Origin of the sequence: Microbispora sp. H10836, from assembly GCF_012999525.1 — a bacterium.
Classification (GTDB): Bacteria; Actinomycetota; Actinomycetes; order Streptosporangiales; family Streptosporangiaceae; genus Microbispora.
In genome coordinates, this window is sequence record NZ_JABBWU010000024.1 from 44,018 (window position 1) to 62,559 (window position 18,542).

At 72.9% G+C, this 18,542-nt stretch carries 11 protein-coding genes; 5 read left to right on the forward strand and 6 right to left on the reverse strand.

All coding sequences use genetic code 11. From position 1 onward, the window contains the following. The first annotated feature begins 29 nt into the window (after positions 1-29). Genes HHX30_RS33315 through HHX30_RS33330 form a run of 4 tightly spaced genes read left to right on the forward strand, consistent with a single transcriptional unit; the run spans position 30 to position 5,628 of the window. Positions 30-1,193, forward strand: a complete 1,164-nt coding sequence (locus HHX30_RS33315) for an acetyl-CoA carboxylase biotin carboxylase subunit family protein (protein WP_169987137.1) — start codon at positions 30-32, stop codon at positions 1,191-1,193. After that, positions 1,178-2,797: an IucA/IucC family protein gene (locus HHX30_RS33320; RefSeq protein ID WP_249350712.1), complete on the forward strand. Its 1,620-nt coding sequence runs from the start codon at positions 1,178-1,180 to the stop codon at positions 2,795-2,797. Before HHX30_RS33315 ends, HHX30_RS33320 begins: the two co-directional genes overlap by 16 nt. A gap of 3 nt (positions 2,798-2,800) precedes the next feature. Beyond that, on the forward strand, positions 2,801-4,477 hold the full coding sequence (locus HHX30_RS33325; protein WP_169987139.1) for an IucA/IucC family protein: 1,677 nt from the start codon (positions 2,801-2,803) through the stop codon (positions 4,475-4,477). Further along, the gene (locus HHX30_RS33330) at positions 4,474-5,628 is read left to right on the forward strand and encodes a type III PLP-dependent enzyme (protein ID WP_249350713.1); all 1,155 of its coding nucleotides are present in this window, start codon (positions 4,474-4,476) and stop codon (positions 5,626-5,628) included. Before HHX30_RS33325 ends, HHX30_RS33330 begins: the two co-directional genes overlap by 4 nt. Before the next feature lie 4 nt (positions 5,629-5,632). Here HHX30_RS33330 and HHX30_RS33335 read toward each other — a convergent pair whose 3' ends face one another. Further along, a complete protein-coding gene (locus HHX30_RS33335) occupies positions 5,633-6,364 on the reverse strand; it encodes a hypothetical protein (RefSeq protein ID WP_169987141.1) in 732 nt (243 codons plus the stop codon). A 435-nt stretch (positions 6,365-6,799) separates the two neighbouring features. On the opposite strand from HHX30_RS33335, the gene HHX30_RS33340 reads away from it, so the two are divergent. Beyond that, positions 6,800-7,537 carry a Uma2 family endonuclease gene (locus HHX30_RS33340; RefSeq protein ID WP_169987143.1) on the forward strand — a complete coding sequence of 246 codons (738 nt, stop codon included), beginning with the start codon at positions 6,800-6,802 and terminating at the stop codon, positions 7,535-7,537. Here HHX30_RS33340 and HHX30_RS33345 read toward each other — a convergent pair. The 5 genes from HHX30_RS33345 to HHX30_RS33365 all read right to left on the reverse strand — a co-directional run bounded on the left by HHX30_RS33345 (position 7,512) and on the right by HHX30_RS33365 (position 18,309). Continuing rightward, the gene (locus HHX30_RS33345) at positions 7,512-10,781 is read right to left on the reverse strand and encodes an ATP-dependent DNA helicase (protein WP_169987145.1); all 3,270 of its coding nucleotides are present in this window, start codon (positions 10,779-10,781) and stop codon (positions 7,512-7,514) included. The two genes, HHX30_RS33340 and HHX30_RS33345, sit on opposite strands and share 26 nt — an antisense overlap. Further along, the gene (locus tag HHX30_RS33350; RefSeq protein ID WP_169987147.1) at positions 10,775-13,978 is read right to left on the reverse strand and encodes an ATP-dependent DNA helicase; all 3,204 of its coding nucleotides are present in this window, start codon (positions 13,976-13,978) and stop codon (positions 10,775-10,777) included. The genes HHX30_RS33345 and HHX30_RS33350 overlap by 7 nt, the downstream gene beginning before the upstream one ends. A gap of 193 nt (positions 13,979-14,171) precedes the next feature. After that, a complete protein-coding gene (locus HHX30_RS33355) occupies positions 14,172-14,582 on the reverse strand; it encodes a DUF6010 family protein (RefSeq protein WP_211592976.1) in 411 nt (136 codons plus the stop codon). Positions 14,583-14,841: 259 nt separating this feature from the next. Next, positions 14,842-15,318: a signal peptidase II gene (locus tag HHX30_RS33360; protein WP_249350714.1), complete on the reverse strand. Its 477-nt coding sequence runs from the start codon at positions 15,316-15,318 to the stop codon at positions 14,842-14,844. Positions 15,319-15,411: 93 nt separating this feature from the next. Continuing rightward, positions 15,412-18,309 (reverse strand): CDP-glycerol glycerophosphotransferase family protein, encoded by a 2,898-nt coding sequence (locus tag HHX30_RS33365; protein WP_169987153.1) that lies wholly within the window; start codon positions 18,307-18,309, stop codon positions 15,412-15,414. Positions 18,310-18,542: the final 233 nt, after the last annotated feature.

The window sequence follows — 18,542 nt, forward strand, 5'->3', positions numbered from 1 at the left end:
CTTAGGTTAGCCTTACCTATGGAGGGCCGGTGCGGCTGTACCTCACCACGCTCAACCCGACCGATTCCGTGACCGGCGGGTTCCTTCCCGCCGCGGCCGCGCTGGGCTGGGACGTGACGATACTCACCGACCAGCCTGATCGGTATCCGGGGCACGACGTCGTGGCGGCGGACGTCCGCGATCCCCGGGCCGTCATCGACGCCGTGGCCGCCCATCACCGGCCCGATGTGATCTTCTCCAATTCCGACCACCTCCAGGCCGCCACCGCGCTCGCCGCCGAGTATTTCGGCCTGCCGGGCAAGGACTGGCGGGCCTGTGTCACCGCCAAGAACAAGGCGCTGACCCGTCGCGCCCTCTCCGCCGTCGAACCGGTCAGGTCCGTACGGATCCCTCCCGGCGCGGACCTTCCCGAGGGCCTGCCGTACCCGGTCGTGGTCAAGCCCGCGCTGGGCGTGGCCAGCGAGGACGTCGTGCTGGTGGACGGGCGGGAGGCGCTGGCCGACGCCGTCGCGGCGATCAGGCGGCGGCGCCCGGAGGATGTCCTGGTCGCGGAGGAGTTCCTCGAAGGGCCGCTCCGCACGCTGGAGACGCTGGGCGACGGCTCCTCCCGGCGGATCGTCGGCGGGTTCGCCACCACGCTCGGCCCGCTGCCGCACTTCGTGGAGGAGCGCCTCGACTGGCGGCCTCCGGACCCGGACCACCTGCCCCACCTGACCGCGGCGCTCGACGCGGCGGGGGTCGGCTTCGGGATGTGCCACACCGAGTACGCCGTCACCCGGGACGGCCCCCGCGTCATCGAGATCAACTATCGGCTGATCGGCGACAACTGCGACTTCCTGCTGGCGGACATCCTCGGCGTACCCCTGCACCAGTGGATCCTGCGCGTCCACGCGGGCGAGCCGCTCTCCGCCTTCGGCCTCGACGCCCTTCGCACCGCGTACGGGGCCGTGGTCAGCCTCGTGGCCGAGCGGTCCGGCACGGTGACCGCCGCGCCGCCGGACCTCTGCCCGCCTCGTACGGACGACGGCGTGCGTCTGTGGCACCGGGCACTGCGCGAGATCGGCGATCATGTCGAGGTGACGGGGACCAACCGCGACTACCTCGGCCTGCTCCGCGCCGCCGGCCCGGACCGCGCGAGCGTCGACGCCGCCATCGACGCCTTCAAGAAGGAGCATCCTTGGGTGCTCACATGATCCGCGCGGCTCGCGATCACCGGGAGGCCACGGACCGGGAGCGCTACCTGGCCGCGCGGGTGCTGAACGCGCTGCTGCGGGAGGACTACGCCGGGATCTCCGCCAGGGTCACCCACGACAGGGACGGGGTCGCGATCGTCCTCGCCTCCGGACGGCGGATCGGGCTCGCGGCGGGCGACCCGTTCCAGGACTTCGCGACCGCGCCGCACGAGCGCCTGCGCCTGGCGGAGGTGCTGGAGACGCTGGAGGCCGTCGCCCACCCCGCCGACGCCGAGGGGGTCGCCGCCTTCGAGCGGGAGTGCGACGAGGCCCTCGCGGCCCTGGAGGCCCACCACCGCATGCGCGGCGAGGTGGCCCGGCGGCTGCGCGGGCGTCACGGCCTCATCCGGTACGAGTCGCTGGCCGCCGCGGTGGATCACCCGCTCTATCCGACGGCCCGCTGCCGCCTGGGGGTCTCCCCGGCCGGCCTGGCGGCCCACGCCCCGGAGTTCGCCCCCGAGTTCCGCATGCGGTGGACGGCGGCGCCGCGCGAGCGGGTGACGCTCTCCCGGCCGGACCTGCCCGGCTGGTGGCCCGTGCCCGGGGACGTCGGGCTGCCGGCCGATCTGGCCCGGACGCACGTGCTCTTCCCCGTCCACCCGCTGACGGAGCCGCTGGTGGCCGGGCTGCCCGGCCTGGTTCCCGGGCGGGAGCCGTACCTGACCGTGCGGCCGACCCTGTCCACCCGTACGGTCGAGGCCGGCGAGCGCGTCCACCTCAAGGTGCCGCTGGCGGCCAGCACGCTGGGCCTGCGCAACCGCCGGTCGATCAAGCCGGGCACGTTGAGAGACGGCGCGCTGGCCGAGTCGCTGCTGCGCCGGATCCTGGCGCGCGAGCCCGGCCTGCGCGTCGCGCTCGCCGACGAGCAGACCTACGGGCACGCGGAGCACGAATACCTGGGCTGGCTCGTCCGCCGGCTGCCCGAAGGGGAGATCGTCCCGGTCGCGGCCCTGCTCGCGCCGCTGCCCGCCTCCGGTGACCGGCTCGTCCTGCACGAGGTGGCCGAGCGCCATCACGGCGGCGACGCGGAGGCGTTGCTGCGCGACTACCTCGCGGTGCTGCTGGAGTGGAACGTCACGCTCTTCGTCCGGTACGGCGTCGCGCTGGAGGCCCACCAGCAGAACCTGGCGCTGCTGTTCGGCGACGGGCCCATGCGGCTGCTGGTCAAGGACGACGACGGGCTGCTGGCCTCGCCGCGGCGGCTGCACGCGGCCGGGATCGAGGCGCCCGGCTTCGGCGACGAGCGCATGCTGACCGACGACCCGTACGCCCTCGCCGACGTCTTCGTGACGATCACCCTGCATCTGGCCGCCATGGCCGTGGCCCACGGCGCGGTGCCCGGCTCCGGCGCCACGCTGGTCGCGCGGGCCCTGAGGGCCGCGCTCGAGCCGTACGGGGACGACCCGATGGCCCGGCTGCTGCGGGCCCGCACCCTGGACGCCGCCCGTCTCACCGGCAAGTCGATGGTCGTCGCGGGGACGCTCGTGGCCAAGGAACGCACCGGGGCCGGGGACGTCAACAAGTTCTACGGCACGACCGGCCCCAACTACCTGAGGGGTGCCTGAGCCGTGGACCGCCTCCTGCTGGACCCGCACGCCGCCCCGGCCGAGGAGGCGGCGCTCGGGGCACTGCTGCGCTGCTGGCTGCGCGAGGTCGGCGGCCCGCGCGGCGACGTGCGCGCCGCCGGGCCCCACCTGACGCTCCGCGTGGCGGGCACACCCGTGCGCGTACGCGTCCGCGGCGGCATCGCGCTGCGCTTCGACGGCCCGCCCGAGCAGCTGGCGGAGGGGCGGTGGCGGCCCCTGGACCTGCCCTCGCTCGTCGCGCTGGTGGAAGCGGAGCTGGACGGCGGCAACGAGGAGTTCGCCGCCCAGGTCCGCGCGGGACGCGAGGCGGTCGCGGCGATCCTCGCCGCCCGCGCGCGGGCCGTCCCGCCCGCCGACCCGTGGCTCGCCTCAGAGCAGGCGCTGGTGGCCGGGCACCCGTTCCACCCGGCGCCCAAGGCCCGCGAGGGCGACGGCTGGCTGGACTACGCGCCGGAGACGCACGCGCGGTTCGCCCCACGGCTGCTCGGCGTGCGCGCCGACCTGGTGGCCCAGGAGGGCGACACGACGGCGCTCGACGCGTTCGGCGGCGCGCCGGAGGGGTACGTCGCGCTGCCCGCCCACCCCTGGCAGCTCGACCTGCTCGCCGCCGACCTGCGCGGGCCGCTCGCGGACGGGCGGCTCGTCGACCTCGGGCCCGGTCCCCGCGCGGTCGTGCCCACGTCGTCGGTCAGGACGGTCTACGACCCCGGCAGCGGCATGTGCCTGAAGTTCAGCCTGGACGTGCGGATCACCAACTGCGTGCGGAAGAACGCGTGGTACGAGCTGTCCGGCGCGGTCGAGCTGACCCGGCGGCTCGGCCCCGTCTTCGACCGGCTGGCCCGGCGCTTCCCCGGCACGCGGTGGCTGCCCGAGCCCGGCTACCGGTCGGCCGCCCTCGGCACCCGGCTGCTCGAAGGGCTCGGGGTGATCGTCCGTACCGGTCCGTGGGCGGTGTGCGGGCCGGGGACCACGCCGGTCCTCGCCGGCGCCCTGGCCAGCGGCGCGGACGGCGTCCCCGAGGCCGTCCTGGCCCGCCGCGCGGCCGACCCGGTCGCGTGGTGGGAGGCCTACGTCGAGCGCGTGGCGTATCCGGTGCTCGACGCCTTCTTCCGCCACGGCGTCGCGCTCGAAGCGCACGTGCAGAACGTGCTGGTCGGCTTCGACGCCGGCGGGTGGCCCGTCGAGGCGGTCTTCCGCGATCTGGAGGGCACCAAGCTGATCGCCGGCCGGCACGACCTGACCGGCCTGCCGGGCGCGGTGGCGGGCCCCCTGTCGTACGACGCCGCGCGCGGCTGGAACCGGGTCGCCTACTGCCTGTTCGTCAACCACCTGGCGGAGGTCGCCGCCACGGTGGCCGACAGGGTGGCTGACACGGTGACCGACACGGTGGCCGACAGGGTGACCGACACGGTGGCCGACACGGCCGACGGCGTCCTGCGCGCGCTGTGGGCGGCCGCCCGGGAGACTTTGGGCCGCTACGTGGAGGACCACGCCGCCGGCCCGGCCGAACCGCTGACGCGGCTGCTGGCCGGGGCGCCGCTGCCGGCCAAGGCCAACCTGGGCGTGCGCTGGGCGAGGGCGGCCGACCGGACCGCCGGATACGTGCCCGTCCCGAACCCGCTCGGCGTGGAGTGCGTGGCGGAAGGAGAGCGCCGATGAGCATCGAGGTGCCGGTGGGCATGGCTCAGGTGGGCATGGCTCAGGTGGACGTGGTTCCGGTGGGCGTGGTTCCGGCGGGCGTGCGGAAGGTCGCCGAGTCGCTGGACGACGTCCCCGCCTACGTCTACGACCTGGCCGGGCTCGCCCGCCACGCCGCCGGCGTACGGGCCGCCCTGGCGGGAACGGAGATCTGCTACGCCGTCAAGGCCAATCCCGACCCGGAGGTGCTGCGCGCGCTCGCGCCGCACGTGGACGGCTTCGAGGTCTCCTCGGGCGGCGAGTTCGCCCACGTCAGGGCGGTGCTGCCGGAGATCCCGTTGAGCTTCGGCGGGCCGGGGAAGACCGGCGCGGAGTTGGCCCTGGCCCCCTCGGCGTACCGCTGGCACGTCGAGAGCCCGGCCGAGCTGCGGCGGATGCGGGAACCGGCGGACGTGCTGCTGCGGGTCAACCTCGACGTAGACGTCACCGGCGCGGCCCTCACCATGGGCGGCGGCGCCACGCCGTTCGGCATGGACCCCGGCGGGATCGCCGAATGCCTGGCCCTGCTCGGGTCCTCGCCGGTGCGGCTGCGCGGCCTCCACGCCCACCTCGCGAGCGGCCTGGCCGCGCCCGGCCTGCTCGCGCTCGCCGAGGCCGTCCTGACGTACGGCAGGAGCCTCGGCCTGCGCGAGTTCAACCTGGGCGGCGGCATGGCCGTCTCCTACATCCGGCCCCGCGATCGGTTCGACTGGGCGGCGTACGGCGCGGGCCTGCGGGGGCTGGCGCTGACGGGCGAGACGCTGCGCGTGGAGCCGGGACGCGCCCTGACGGCCTACTGCGGGTGGTACCTCACCACCGTGCTCGACGTGAAACGCGTCCACGGGGAGCGCTTCGCGGTCCTGTCCGGCGGCACACACCACCTGCGGACCCCCGTGACGAAGGGACACGACCAGCCGTTCGCCGTGCTCCCGGGGGGCGGGGAGGGCGAGGACGGGCCGGTGACCCTGGTGGGACGACTGTGCACCCCCAAGGACGTCTTCGCCCGCCGCATCACCGCCTCACTCGCCGTCGGCGACGTCGTCGCCTTCGCCATGGCCGGGGCGTACGCGTGGAACATCTCGCACCACGACTTCCTCATGCACCCGAAGCCGGCGTTCCACTACCTGGGGTGAGGGGCTACCAGGACAGCGTGAGCGTGCCGTCGAGGACCTTGGCGGAGTTGGCCAGTCGGGCCTGGTTGAGCGCCTCCACGACGCCGAGCCGTGCGCGGTTCCGGTCGATGACCCGCCTCTCGGCCTCGACGAAGACCGTGCGGCGCACGTCGGAGTAGCCCGTCTCGGCCCGGCATCGCGCGTCCGCGACCGCCGTGTCGATCTCGGCCCGCGTACCGCGCGGCTTGGGGGTGTGGCCGATCGAGTCGTCGTTGACGGTCGAAGCCCAGCGGGGGTCTCCGAGGGCCTGGTCGGTGCTCCGGTAGTCGAAGCCCTCCGACCTCATGCAGTCGCTCCACTCGCGCTCGGCCGCCGCGATCCGGGGGTCCTCGAGGGCGAGGTCGGTCGCGCTGTCGACATAGCGCGGGACCTCGTCGTCGTCGAACCTATTGCCGGCGTCGGCCGGGCCCACGCCCCGCGCTCCCCGGTTCAGCAGGGCGTCCGCCTTGGCCATGCACCCCCCGGGCGGCACCGTCCGTCCGTGGAACCGCCGGACCTTCCCTTCCAGCACGTAGAACTCCTCGTCCGTCACGGAGTACGACGGAATGCCGGTCATCTCATCAGGATTTCGCCTCTCCCCCATGTATCCCGATTCGGCGGAGTGGCGGGGATCGAGCCACCGGAGAAGATCGACGTTGCGCAGGTCGGTCACCGGTTCGACGGCGGGCAATCGGAAGTCGATTCCGACATGCCGCATGCATTCCTCCATCAGCATGAACCGGGCTCGTATCACCTGGGCACGATCCTTCGCACCGAGACTGTAGGCGTCCAGAGGGAGGGTGAGGTCCGGAGGATCCACCGCCGCCGAACATCCGGTCACCACCGCGACACAGGCCGCCGCCATCGCCATCCGCAAACCCGGCATAGGCCATTCATAGCCGATCATGAACAGCCTGCGTCAGTGAAAGAGGTAATCACTCTCGCGAAAAAGTCCGATCCCGTCACGAGAAATTTGCTGCAGGTGCGTCGCCTATGACCGATTCACAGAGCCGGTTTTCCCCTTCCCGGTAGGGCTTTCCTTCACCTCGTCACCCCTACCGAGGAATTTCCCTCCCATCAATCCGCTGTTACTTTCCGTGGCGATCCGGAAACGATCCGTACCATCAATGGAGGAGCAGGAGAGGATGGCGACATGGCCCTCACCAAGCCGACCAAGCGCGGCAGGCACGACCGCCCGGTCCCACAGAAGCAGGACGATCCCGTCCCGGACGATCTCGTCTCGGACGAGTACGAGCCCCCAGAGGCCGGGAAGCCCGAGGAGCCCCAAGAGCTCGCTGACGAGGTGCTGCACCTGTGCATGCAACTCAACGACGCCGGTTACCGGGCGGAGATTCGTCTCGGGCAGGTCGTCGTGAGCCCGTGGATGAGTGAGGAGACCAACGAGATCATCGACCGGGTCTCAAAGCTCCTGCTGCCCTTGGGGATGGCGAAGGGCTGGCGCTTCTTCTGCAACTGGGCGGTCCACATCCCGCCGATGCTCGACCATCGGCTACCCGACCTGCTCGTCCTACCTCGGAAGGCCGAGCGGCTCGATCGGATGCGGGTGCACGGGCGCAGCGTCCTGCTGCTCGTGGAGGTGTGCTCTCCCGGCACCCAAAAGGTCGACTGGCAGGAGAAGCCGCTCGACTACGCGCGGGCGGGCGTGCCGCTCTACCTGATCGTGGACCCTGTGACGTCTCCGCGAAGGGTGACGCTGATGAGCGATCCCCTCTCCGACCTGAAGCCCCTCGACTACCACCGGCAGGCGTACCGGCAGATCGTCACGGCGGAGGAGGGCGAGGCCCTGGAGCTACCCTGGCCCTTCGAAATCAAGATCGAGACGAGCGCGCTCTTCGATCAGGTGGTCAGCCCTCAGGAACCCGCTGAATGAGCGTGGTGAGGCCGTCCGCGTCGAGGAGGTCCACGGGGCGAACGGTCTCGTTCGAGCGGACGTAGTGGAAGGCCGCCCCGACCTTCTCCAGCGGCACCCCGGCCAGCGCGGCCCAGGCCACCCGGTAGGCCGCGAGCTGCACCGACGCGGTCTCGGCGGCCCTGCCCTGCGGCCGTTCGCCGGTCTTCCAGTCGATCACCACGTAGCCGTCGCCCTCACGGAAGACCGCGTCCATCCGGCCGCGCAGCAGGCGGTCGCCGATCATGGTCTCGAACGGGACCTCCAGGTCGACCGGCTCACGCGCGGCCCACTCGCTCTCCTCGAACCGCTCCTGCAGCTCGGCGAGCTGGACCTCGGTCTCCGACAGCTCGTCGTCGGCGGCGCCGGGCAGCTCCAGGTCGTCGATCAGGCGCTGCTGGCCCCAGCGCGACTCCAGCCAGCGGTGGAAGGTGGTGCCCCTGCGGGCCAGCGGCGCGGGCTTGCGCGGCACCGGCCGCCGCACCTGCCGGGCGAACGCCGCCGGGTCCTGGGCCAGCGTGACCAGCGACGACACCGACAGCCGCGACGGCAGCTCCACGACCGCCCCGGCCCGCCGGCGGTTCGTCTCCCGCTCACGCAACAGCAGGTCGGTGTCGCGCGCCCAGGCCCGCATCCGCTCCCAGTCCCGAATGTTGAGCAGGACCTGGTCGTCGGCCGCCGCGGAGGCGACGCCGGTCATCGCCTCCTCGACAAGGCGGGCGCCGTCCTCGACGGCGGCAGGCACCTCGATCGACGGCCAGTCGGCCGAGGCGGGCTCGGCGAGCAGCGGGTTCACGGCGTCTTCCGTGTCCTCCGCCTCGCCGGCCCAGTCCGCGACCTCGGCCCCGGCGTCCCGGATCTCCTCCAGGAAGCGGGACGGCGCGAGCGGCCTGGACGAGGTGCCCCAGCGGTAGCCGCTGGCGATCAGTAGGTAGTGCGCCCGGGTCACGGCGACGTACGCCAGGCGCCGCTCCTCCATCAGGTCGCGGTCGCGGCAGCGCTCGTCGAACTCGGCCAGCGCCTCCTTCTCCAGCCCGGCAAGGGCCGGCAGGTCCGCCGCGTCGCCGCGCAGTGGGTACGGCAGCTTGCGGGGGTTCTCCGTCCAGCGTGAGTTCGTCACCGGCGCCGCGGGGAACAGCGTGCCCTTCGTCGGCGCTCCGTCCTTCGTCGTGAGCTCCGACAGCCCGGGCACGATCACGACCGGCCACTCCAGGCCCTTCGACGCGTGCACCGTCATCAGCTTGACCGTGTTGCTGTCGCCGACGCGCCCCGCGTCCAGCCCGAACTCTTCGCTCTCCGCCGCCTTGAGGTAGGCCAGGAACGCGCCGAGCGTCGGGTCCTCGGAGTCGCCGGCGAACCGGGCCGTGGCGTCGAGGAAGGCATCCAGATCGGCCCGGGCGGCCAGCGGACTTCCGCCGCGAGCGGCCACCTCGACATCGAGCCCGAGCCTGCGTTCGATCTCGCTGACGAGGTCGGGCAGCGGCTGCCCGGTGCGGGAGCGCAGCAGGCGCAGCTCGCGGGCGAGCACGGGCAGCCGCTCCCCTGCGGCCGGGGAGAAGTCCGCCAGCCAGTCCGGCCGGTCCGGCAACTCGTCCAGCGCGTCGATCAGGCTCCCACGCTCCTCGGCGAGGTCGGCGACGACCTGGTCGAGCGGGTCCTGCGGCCGCGGCTCGCCTCGGCCGCCGCGAAGCTCCCTGTTCAGTTCGCGGGCCCTGTCGCCGAGCAACTTCAGGTCGGCCGGCCCGATCCGCCAGCGCGGCCCGGCGAGCAGCCGGACCAGCGCGTCACCGGCGGTGGGATCGTAGAGGACCCGCAGCGTCGCCACGATGTCGGCGACCTCGGGCACGATCAGCAGGCCGCCGAGCCCGACGACCTCGACCGGGATGTTCCTCTTCTCCAGCTCCCGGCGCAGCGCGGGGAACTGGGACCGCTTGCGCGCCAGGATCGCGACGTCCTGCGGCTGCAGGACGGGGCCACGCCTGCTCCGCTCACCCTCGCTCCAGGGCAGGCCGTCGGGGGCGTGCCCGCTCCCGAGCAGGTCCCCGATCTGTCCGGCGATCCACGCCGCCTCGTCCTCGGCCGTACGGTGGAACGCGCACCGCACCCGCCCGCGGCCCGCTCGGTTGCCGCCCGGCACCAGCACCGGGACCTGCCGGGCCTCCCGGCGCAGGGGCGTCTGGATCCGGGCCGCCACGTCGAGCACGCGCTGGCCGTTGCGGAAACTGACCGACAGCTGCCGCACCGGCGCGGGCTCCCCGGAGGCCGTGGGGAAGTCGTGGGGAAACCGGGACAGATTGCCGGCCGACGCGCCGCGCCAGCCGTAGATCGACTGGCAGGGGTCGCCGACCGCGGTCACCGGGTGGCCCCCGCCGTACAGAGAGCGCAGCAGCACGAGCTGGGCGTGGCTGGTGTCCTGGTACTCGTCCAGCAGGACGACCGCGAACCGGGACCGCTCCGACATCCCGACCTCCGGATGCCGGGAGGCGATCCGCGCGGCCAGCGCCATCTGGTCGCCGTAGTCGATGACCTCACGGCTCCGCTTCAGCCGCTCGTACGCCTCGACCATCGGCAGCAACTGCTCGCGTACGGCCTGGGTCTCCACCGGCTTGCGCTGGTCCTTCACGATCCGCCCGGTGAGCGAGGCCAGGCGCTCGCGCAGCCAGTCGCCGACCTCACGCACGTTCTCGGGGCCGCACAGGTGCTCGGCCATCTCCCCGGCCAGCTCCAGCACCGCGGCCGTGACGGTGGTGGGGGCGTAGTCGACCCGGTCCATCGGCCCGTCGTACCGCCCGACCACCCGCGCCGCCATCTGCCAGGCGACGGCGGGGGTGACGAGCCGCATGGTGGGCTCCAGCCCCTCCCGCAGCGCGTGGTCGGTCACCAGCCGGGCCGCGTACGCATGGTAGGTCGAGATCGTCGGCTCGGAGTCGAGCACCTGCGGGTCCTCGACGACACCGGCCTCCGCCAGCCCGGCCAGCCGCTGACGTACCCGCTCGGCCAGCTCGGCGGCCGCCTTGCGGGTGAAGGTGAGGCCGAGGATCTGCTCGGGCCTGGCCACGCCGTTGGCCACGAGCCAGACCACCCGTCCGGCCATCGTCTCGCTCTTGCCGGACCCCGCGCCCGCCACGACCACCATCGGCTCCGTGGGCGCCTCGATGACCACCGCCTGCTCGGGGGTGGGAGTGCGGATGTCCAGCCGTTCGGCGAGCTGCCCCGGCGTCAGCACACCTGGCCCCCCTTGTCGTTTACCGGGCAGGCGATTCTGGCCGCGCACGTGCGGCAGCCGTCGTTGACCGTGGCCTGGAACACCTTCGCCGACATGCCCGTCGCCACGGTTTTCACCAGTTCTTCGGCCCACCCGGGCTCCGGGTCGTCCGCGAGCGCCCCCTGCACCTGCTCCTTGGCCTCCTTGGTCCCCGCCGCCTTGCCCACGTGCAGGAGCGAGGCGCCGCCCGGCTCGGTCAGGCCGAGCTTCTCGAACGCCTTCAGCGTCGTGGCCAGCTGGTACACCCCGAGCTGCGGGTGCCGGCCGATCTCGCCGTCCTTCGGTTTGGAGGTGCCGGTCTTGATGTCCACGATGACCGCCCGGCCGTTCTCGTCGCGCTCGACCCGATCGACCCGGCCCTTGATGCGTACGCCGATCTCCGGCATCTCGACGGTGAACGCCTCCTCGGTCCTGACGAGATCGCGGTCGTTGTTCTTGTGCCACTGCACGAACCGTTCGACCATCTGCTCGGCGACGAGGCGCTGCTTGCGGTTGAACCACACGCCGCCGAAGTCCAGTTGGTCCCAGACATCGTCCAGCCGCCCGAACAGGTCGCTGCCGTCCTGCGTCGCCAGCACGGCGATCGCGTGGACCACGGTCCCGAGGCTCTGGACGACGCTGGTGTCGCGCGCACCCACCGCCGTCTCTAGCACCCACCGCAGCCCGCACCTGGTGAAGCTCTCCACCGCCGAGGGCGAGATCTGCACCATGTCGTCCGGCCAGCCCAGCGGCCGGTCGTCGCTGATCGGGGTCAGCGCGTACCACTCGCCGGGGTTCGCGCCGGGCACCCCTGCCGCGGCGAGCCGGGCGAGGTGCGCGGCGGCGGCCCGGCGCAGCGACTCGGACCTCTGTGGGTCGCACACGACGGAACGCAGGTCCGCCACGAGCGCGGACATGCTCAGCCACCGGGCCCGGTCGTCGGTGGTGGCCGGGGCGACACCCTGCGGCAGCAGCTCGGTAAGGAACCGGGAGGGCCGTTCGTCGGTGTCCTCGCCGCCGACGGCGGTGACGACGAGCCTCCTGCGGGCGCGGGTCGCCGCGACGTAGAACAGCCGCCGCTCCTCGGCGAGCAGCTTGGAGGTGATGGTCGCGGCCGTCACCTTCTCGGTGGCCGCCTCGGCGCCCGCGACGAGTTCGACGAGGGCCTCGGTGCCGAGGAGCGAGCCGCGCAGGCGCAGGTCGGGCCACAGGCCCTCCTGCACGCCCGCGACCACCACCACGTCCCACTCCAGGCCCTTCGACCGGTGCGCGGTCAGGATCCGTACGGCCTCGCCCTCGGGGGCGGACTCGGCGAGCGTGTCGCCGGCGATCTCCTGGGAGGTCAGGTCGTCAAGGAAGACCTCGACGCCGGCCTTGGGCAGCCGGTCGGCGAAGCGGGCCACGTGGTCGAACAGGGCGACGACCGCGTCGAGGTCGCGGTCGGCCTGCGCGCCCCGCGCCCCGCCCGCGAGGCTGGCCTCGGTCCAGCGCTCCGCGAGCCCGCTGGCCTGCCAGATCTCCCACAGCGTCTCCTCCGCGCCCCGGCCGTGCCGTACGGCCTCACGGGCGATCGCGATGAGCCGCGCGAGGCGTTCGGCCGGGGCCGCCACATGCTGCTCCAGGTCGACGCGTTCCCGGACGTCCAGCAGTGCGGCGACCAGCAGCTCGTCCGAGGGCCGCGCCGTCCGGGCGGCGGCCTCCGGACCGGCGACGCCGGACGCCGGTTGCTCGGAAAGCCGCTCGGTGTTCTCGGACTGCCCGGAATGCTCGGAATCCTTCGAGAGCGAGTCGTGCTCGGCGATCCGCAGGGCGCGGCGCAGCCGGCGTACGCCGATCATGTCGGTGCCGCCGAGCGGGCCGGTCAGCAGTTCCTCGGCGGTCGCCACGTCGAGCGCGGCCGGCGCGGCGGCGATCCGCAGCAGCGTGATCAGCGGCCGGACGCCGGGCTCCTGCACCAGCGGAAGCTCGTCGCCCGCGACCACCACGGGCACCCCGGCGGAGACCAGCGCCCGCCGCAGCAGCGGCACCTGCCGGACGGCGCTGCGCACCAGCACCGCCATGCGCGACCACGGCACCCCGTCGATCAGGTGCGCCCGCCGCAGCGTGTCCGCGACCACCGCGGCCTCCTGGGTGGCGCTGCCGGCCACCAGGACCTTCACCTCGCCGGGGTCGGCGTCCTCGACCGGAATCAGGTCGCGGTGGCCGCCCGCCCTGTTCTCATGACCCGGTACGGCCGGGAGGCGCTGGGCGACGCGGCGGGAGGCCTCCAGCAGGGCCGGGCCGCTGCGGCGGCACACGCGCAGCGCGACCACCGGGGCCGGATCGCCGTGCGGCGTCCTGAACCGGTCGGGGAACCGCAGGATGCCCTGCACGTCGGCGCCGCGGAAGCCGTAGATGGACTGGTCGGGGTCGCCCACGGCGATCAGGTCGCGGCCGTCCCCCGCGAGCTGCCCGAGCAGGAACTCCTGCGCCGGGTCGGTGTCCTGGTACTCGTCGACCAGCACCAGGTCGTAGGCGTCCCGCTCGCGCCGCCGGACCTCGCCGTCGGTCAGCAGGCCGGCCGCTTCGCGGATCAGCTCCGAGTAGTCGAGGGCGGGCACCGGATCGAGGTCGAACCTGTCCTGGTAGCGGTGGGAGAACCGCCCGGCGGCCTCCCAGTCGGGCCTGCCGTGCTCGCGGCCCAGCCGCACCAGCGCGTCGCCGTACAGGCCGCGCTCGGCCGCCCGCGACAGGAAGTCGCGCAGCTCCTCGGCGAACCCGCGGGTCTTGAGCAGCTCCCGCATGTCCGGCGGCCAATGCCGCGCGCCGTCCTCCAGCTCGCCGTGCAGCAGCCGCCGGATCTCCAGCAGCTGCTCGGGACCGGTGAGCAGGCGCGGCGGCGGCTCACCGGCCAGCACCGCCTCCCGGCGCAGCAGCGCGTACGCGTAGCTGTGGAAGGTGAGGGCCAGCGGGGTCCTGGTGGTCCTGCGCATCCGGGCGGTGATCCGCTCGCGCAGCTCGCCGGCCGCCTTTCGGCTGAACGTGAGGACGAGCACGCGCTCGGGGTCCACGCCCCGGCGCTCGACCCGGTCGACGACGGTCTCCACGATCGTGGTGGTCTTGCCGGTCCCCGGCCCGGCGAGCACGAGCAGGGGCCCGCTCTCGTGCCCGACGACGGCCCGCTGATGTTCGTCAAGCACGGGAGCCGAAGGGCGCCACACCCCGCCACGCCGTACCAGACGGTAGTTCTGACCACTCACAACACAGCATTCCACCAGATCACTGGGGCAGATCGTGCCCGAACGCCCAGTACAACCGTTTACACAGCCAGACGACGACCGTAGCCGAAGCGAGACAAGGCACCACGAGAATCGTTGGAAGGAAGCACACGCTCTAGGAGGAAATCGAATTCGCCGTGTGCCGCCGGGTGACTCGGGTCCGGACGAGACCGATGAGCGAGGGACCGCCCCAGAAGCACCACAGGGCGATGACGGGATCGCAGATGGCGCAGCCGAAGGACGAGTCGTGGGCGAAGGGAATGATCGGGCTGCCCTTGAGGTGGTGGAGGATGTCCCACCCGGTGTGCAGCAGCCAGGCGATCCCGATGAACGTCCACGACTCCAGGCCGCGGTAGGCGCAGTACGCGACGAGGGCGGTGAAGGGGAACTCCCAGCCGCCGAGGCCCCCGCCGCCGAGGTAGGCGGCCCCCGCTCCGGCCACCATGATGGCGTTGAAGCGACGTCGGTGCGGTTCGGGGATCAGTGACATCAGCACGGCGTAGGCGAGGCCGATCAGGATCGGCATGACAAGACTCATGATCGTGCGGCTTTCTGGAATGGCTCTCGATGGCGCGAGCAGACGGCCGGCACTGCGAACGGTGACGGCGAACCCGCGTCAGAAAGCCAACCAGCCGGCCGGCGCCCCTTCCCAGGGGAATTGACGACATATGCCGACGGGATCCCGCCAGGCGCCGCGGCCAAATGCCGCGCCCTGGGCCGCGTGGAGACGGGCCCGGGGCGTAGCAGGCTTACCGGCCAGGAGGAGAACCGCCGGAGCGGTCCGCCTACGCGGAGGGATGCGCCTTGTCAGGCACGCCCCCGAGGGGGACATCGCGCAGGCTCAGCAGCAGGAGGAGGGCGCAGCCGCCCACGAGCGCGATATCGGCGACATTGCCGACGAACAGGCCGCCGTAGTCGATGAAGTCCACGACATGGCCCTGGGCGAAGGCGGGCGGGCGGAAGAGGCGGTCGAGCAGATGGGATGTGGCGCCCCCGAGCAACGCACCCAGCACGATGGTCCAGGCCGGCGACCGCAGCCGCCGCCCGACGTGCAGGATGCCGGCGACCGCGGCGGCCGCCGTCAGGGTGAACACCCACGTCGCGCCCTCGCCGATCGAGAAGGCGGCGCCGGCGTTCAGCAACAGCCGCAACCGGATCAGCTGCGGGATCACCGTGATGCTCTCACCGCTGGAAAGCGCGGAGATCGCCCAGAGCTTGGAGGCCTGGTCCACGAGAAGAACCACCGCGGCCAGCACGAGCATCCGCCCATACGGCCGCATACCTGGTCTCGTCCCCTGCGAACCTCGTCCGTCCGACACCCCTACCTCGCAATCCGCGACGTTCTGCGGTCTTCGTCAGGACGTGAAGACGTGGTCGATGACGCGGGCGGTGGCCTTGCCGTTGTCGTGCGGCGCGTAGGTCCGCACGAAGGACGCGTAACGGTCGGCCAGCTTGGCGGTCACGGCGTCGATGTTCCGCAGGGCCTCGACGACCTCGGGCGAGGTCTCCAGGCGCGGCCCCGGGCGCTGTGACTCCAGGTCGAGGTACAGCCCGCGGGACGAGCGATACTTGCCCAGGTCCGGCGTGAACAGCACGACCGGCCGCCCGGTCGCCACGAAGTCGAACATCACCGACGAGTAGTCGGTGACGAGCACGTCGGCGATCAGCAACAGGTCGGCGGTGTCGGGGTAGGTCGTCACGTCGATCGCGAAGCCGTCGTGCGCGTTCACGTGCGGGAAGGCCTGCATCATGTGACCGCGCACCAGCACGACGTGGTCGGCGCCGAGCGCCCGCTTCGCGTCGGTGAGGTCGAGCTTGACCACGGCGTTCCTGCGGTCGTAGTCGCGGTAGGTCGGCGCGTACAGGACGACCCGCTTGCCCTCGGGGATGCCGATCCGGCGCCTGATCTCCGCGGCCAGCGCGTCACGGTCGCCGCAGACGAGCAGATCGTTGCGCGGGTAGCCCGACTCCAGGATCTCGCCCTCGTAGCCGAAGGCCTTGCGCAGCACGCCCGACGCCCACGGGCTCTGCGACAGCAGCACGTCCCAGCCGCGCACCTCCACGGCCTGGCGGTGCCACACCGGAGGCCGGGGCTCGCGCTTCATGTGGGCCTGGTCGCGGCCGATGTGTTTGACCGGCGTGCCGTGCCAGGTCTGCAGGCACACCTGGTCTTCGCGGGTGCGGAACCACTGCGGCAGGAAGCCGTTGGAGACGACGTAGCGGGCGCGGGCCAGCGCCTCGTAGTGCTCCCGGCTGCCCTCGCGGACGACCGTGGGCGTCACGCCGTCGCCGAGGCCCAGCTCGCGCGAGCCCGGCGGCACGAACGCGCCGTCCCTGACGACCCAGATGTGCTCGCTCTCGTCGCCGCGCCGCAGCCGCTCCTCGTAGATGGCGCGCGGGTTGTCCGAGTACGCGCGGCCGTCGAAGGAGACGTAGACGGTGGCCTCCCGCAGGGGCCGGGCCCGCTCGGCGGGGTAGAAGGTGCGGCTGAGCGCCCAGACACCCGCCGCGCTCCGCTCGTCACCCGGCCGGTCCTCGGCCGCCACCAGCACCGGCACGTCGTAACGGGTGGCGACGAACCGGTAGACCCGGCCGCCGATGGCCCGCGGGCTCTCGTCCAGGGCGTCGAGGCCGGCGTGGTCGAACCGGGCGGGCACCATGGCGGGGCCGTACCTGCCGGGCGGGGCCACCGAGATGTTCCAGCTGCCCTCGGCCAGCGGCACGGCCGACCCGAAGCGGGGCATCGCGCCGGGCGACAGCCGCACGGTGAACCGGTCGCCGTCGCGCTCGACCGGCACGCGGATCGTGAGCCCGCCCCGGTGCCGCAGCACGAGCTCGCGCGGGCCCTGGTCGGGGTCGGGGTAGCGGCCGGTGAGCGTGATCGACTCGTCGTGCCACTCGGCCGAGGTGATGACGGGCAGGATCTTGTGGCCGGAGATGACGACCCGGTCGCGCCGGTCGCCCTGAACCGTCACCTCGCGCTCGCCGACGAGGAGACGGGTCTCCTCCGCGCCCTCCAGCATCACGGCCGCGGCCGGGTCGCCCTTGGGCTCGACCCACAGCCGCCGGGACTCCGCGTTGAGCAGGGTGCCGACCGCGAGCGACAGCGAGAAGCGGCTGCCGCCCTCGACCGGGGTGAAGTCGGCCGACATGCGGTGCCCGCCGACGCGGGCCTTGCCCTTGGTGATGGGCCGGCCCGGCAGGAAGCCGGTGAGCTCGACGCTGTCGCCGTTCAGCCGCACTCCGGTCAGCTGGGCGCGGGTCGGCTGGTAGACCACCTGCAGCGCCTTGTCGGAGGTCCACACGGGCCGCAGCCACCAGCGCGGGCGCACCTGCAGCCCGGCCGGGCGCTCGGTGCGGCCGATCACCGGACCTCGCAGCACGCCCTTGGCGCGGGCGGCGCGGCTCCAGATCACGATCTCGGCCCGCCAGGTGGTGGTGTCCTGGACGATGTGGCGGCGGCGCAGCACCCGCTTCGTGCCGCGCACCAGGGCCCGCACGCCGGCACGCCAGCGCAGGGAGAAGGGGTGCACTTCGGCCGTGAAGCCCGCCCAGTCGTAGTTGCACCCGGGCTCACGGGCCGCGTGGGTGGCCTCCGGGCGGTAGGTCCTGCGGGTCCTCATCCGGACCCGGGGCAGCCACCGGGGGCCGTGCAGCACGACCGTGGCGCGGTTGAAGCGGCCGCTGCGGACCGACAGGCCCGCGATGTAGGCGTGCCCGGTCACCCGCAGGCGGTTGCCCACCCAGGTGATGTCGTCGATCTGCGTGACCGGCACGAGGTCGGCGGCCCGCAGGCGCAGCAGCGAGGGGTCGGCGACCTCGACCGGCAGGTCGGCGTACCACCGCAGGCCCCGCCTGACCCGGCGGGAGGGCTCGGCCGCCGCGGCGGCGAGCTTGCTCAGTGCGTCGCTCTCGGCGAGCTCGCCCGGGTCCTGGGTCTCGATCAGGTGGCAGGCCACCCGGCGCCCGACCGGAAGCTCCCCCTTGACCTTCGGGTCGACCTCCGCGAGGTACGGCCGGAGCACGTCGATCGCCTGGCGCCGGCGGGCGGGCCCGCGCTTGGCTGCGGCGTCGAGGCGCAGACCGAGGGGACCGGCGATCGCCTCGCGGTCGACCTCCCGGCGCTGCGCGGGGCTGAGCCCCTCCGCGCGTACGAGCGCGACCAGCGCGTCTATCGGCTCGCCCCGGTCGTAAAGCTCCTGGACAGCCCGCAGTCGCTCGGCGACGGCATCGCTCGTGGGTGCGGGTGTCATACGGGAGGCACCACCCTTCGCCAGACCTGTGTTCAGAAAATGGTAATGCCCTCGGAACACTGCCGGACCTGACTCGCGCAAGCCTGTGGATTTCCTGTGAATCACCGGGTGACACCCCTGTGGCACGGGGTGACGAGCGGCACTACGCGGGGACGGAGACGCTCGTCCGACCGATCACGGTGCGGCTTGTCATCCCTCCGGTCAGGGCCGCGGGACGGCTACGGTGATGACCA

Coding starts and splice junctions, on each gene's coding strand:
- HHX30_RS33330 (WP_249350713.1), top strand. CDS start 4,474: ATGAGCATCGAGGTGCCGGTGGGCATGGCTCAGGTGGGCATGGCTCAG.
- HHX30_RS33335 (WP_169987141.1), bottom strand. CDS start 6,364: ATGCGGCATGTCGGAATCGACTTCCGATTGCCCGCCGTCGAACCGGTG.
- HHX30_RS33340 (WP_169987143.1), top strand. CDS start 6,800: ATGGCCCTCACCAAGCCGACCAAGCGCGGCAGGCACGACCGCCCGGTC.
- HHX30_RS33355 (WP_211592976.1), bottom strand. CDS start 14,582: ATGCCGATCCTGATCGGCCTCGCCTACGCCGTGCTGATGTCACTGATC.
- HHX30_RS33360 (WP_249350714.1), bottom strand. CDS start 15,318: ATGCTCGTGCTGGCCGCGGTGGTTCTTCTCGTGGACCAGGCCTCCAAG.
- HHX30_RS33365 (WP_169987153.1), bottom strand. CDS start 18,309: ATGACACCCGCACCCACGAGCGATGCCGTCGCCGAGCGACTGCGGGCT.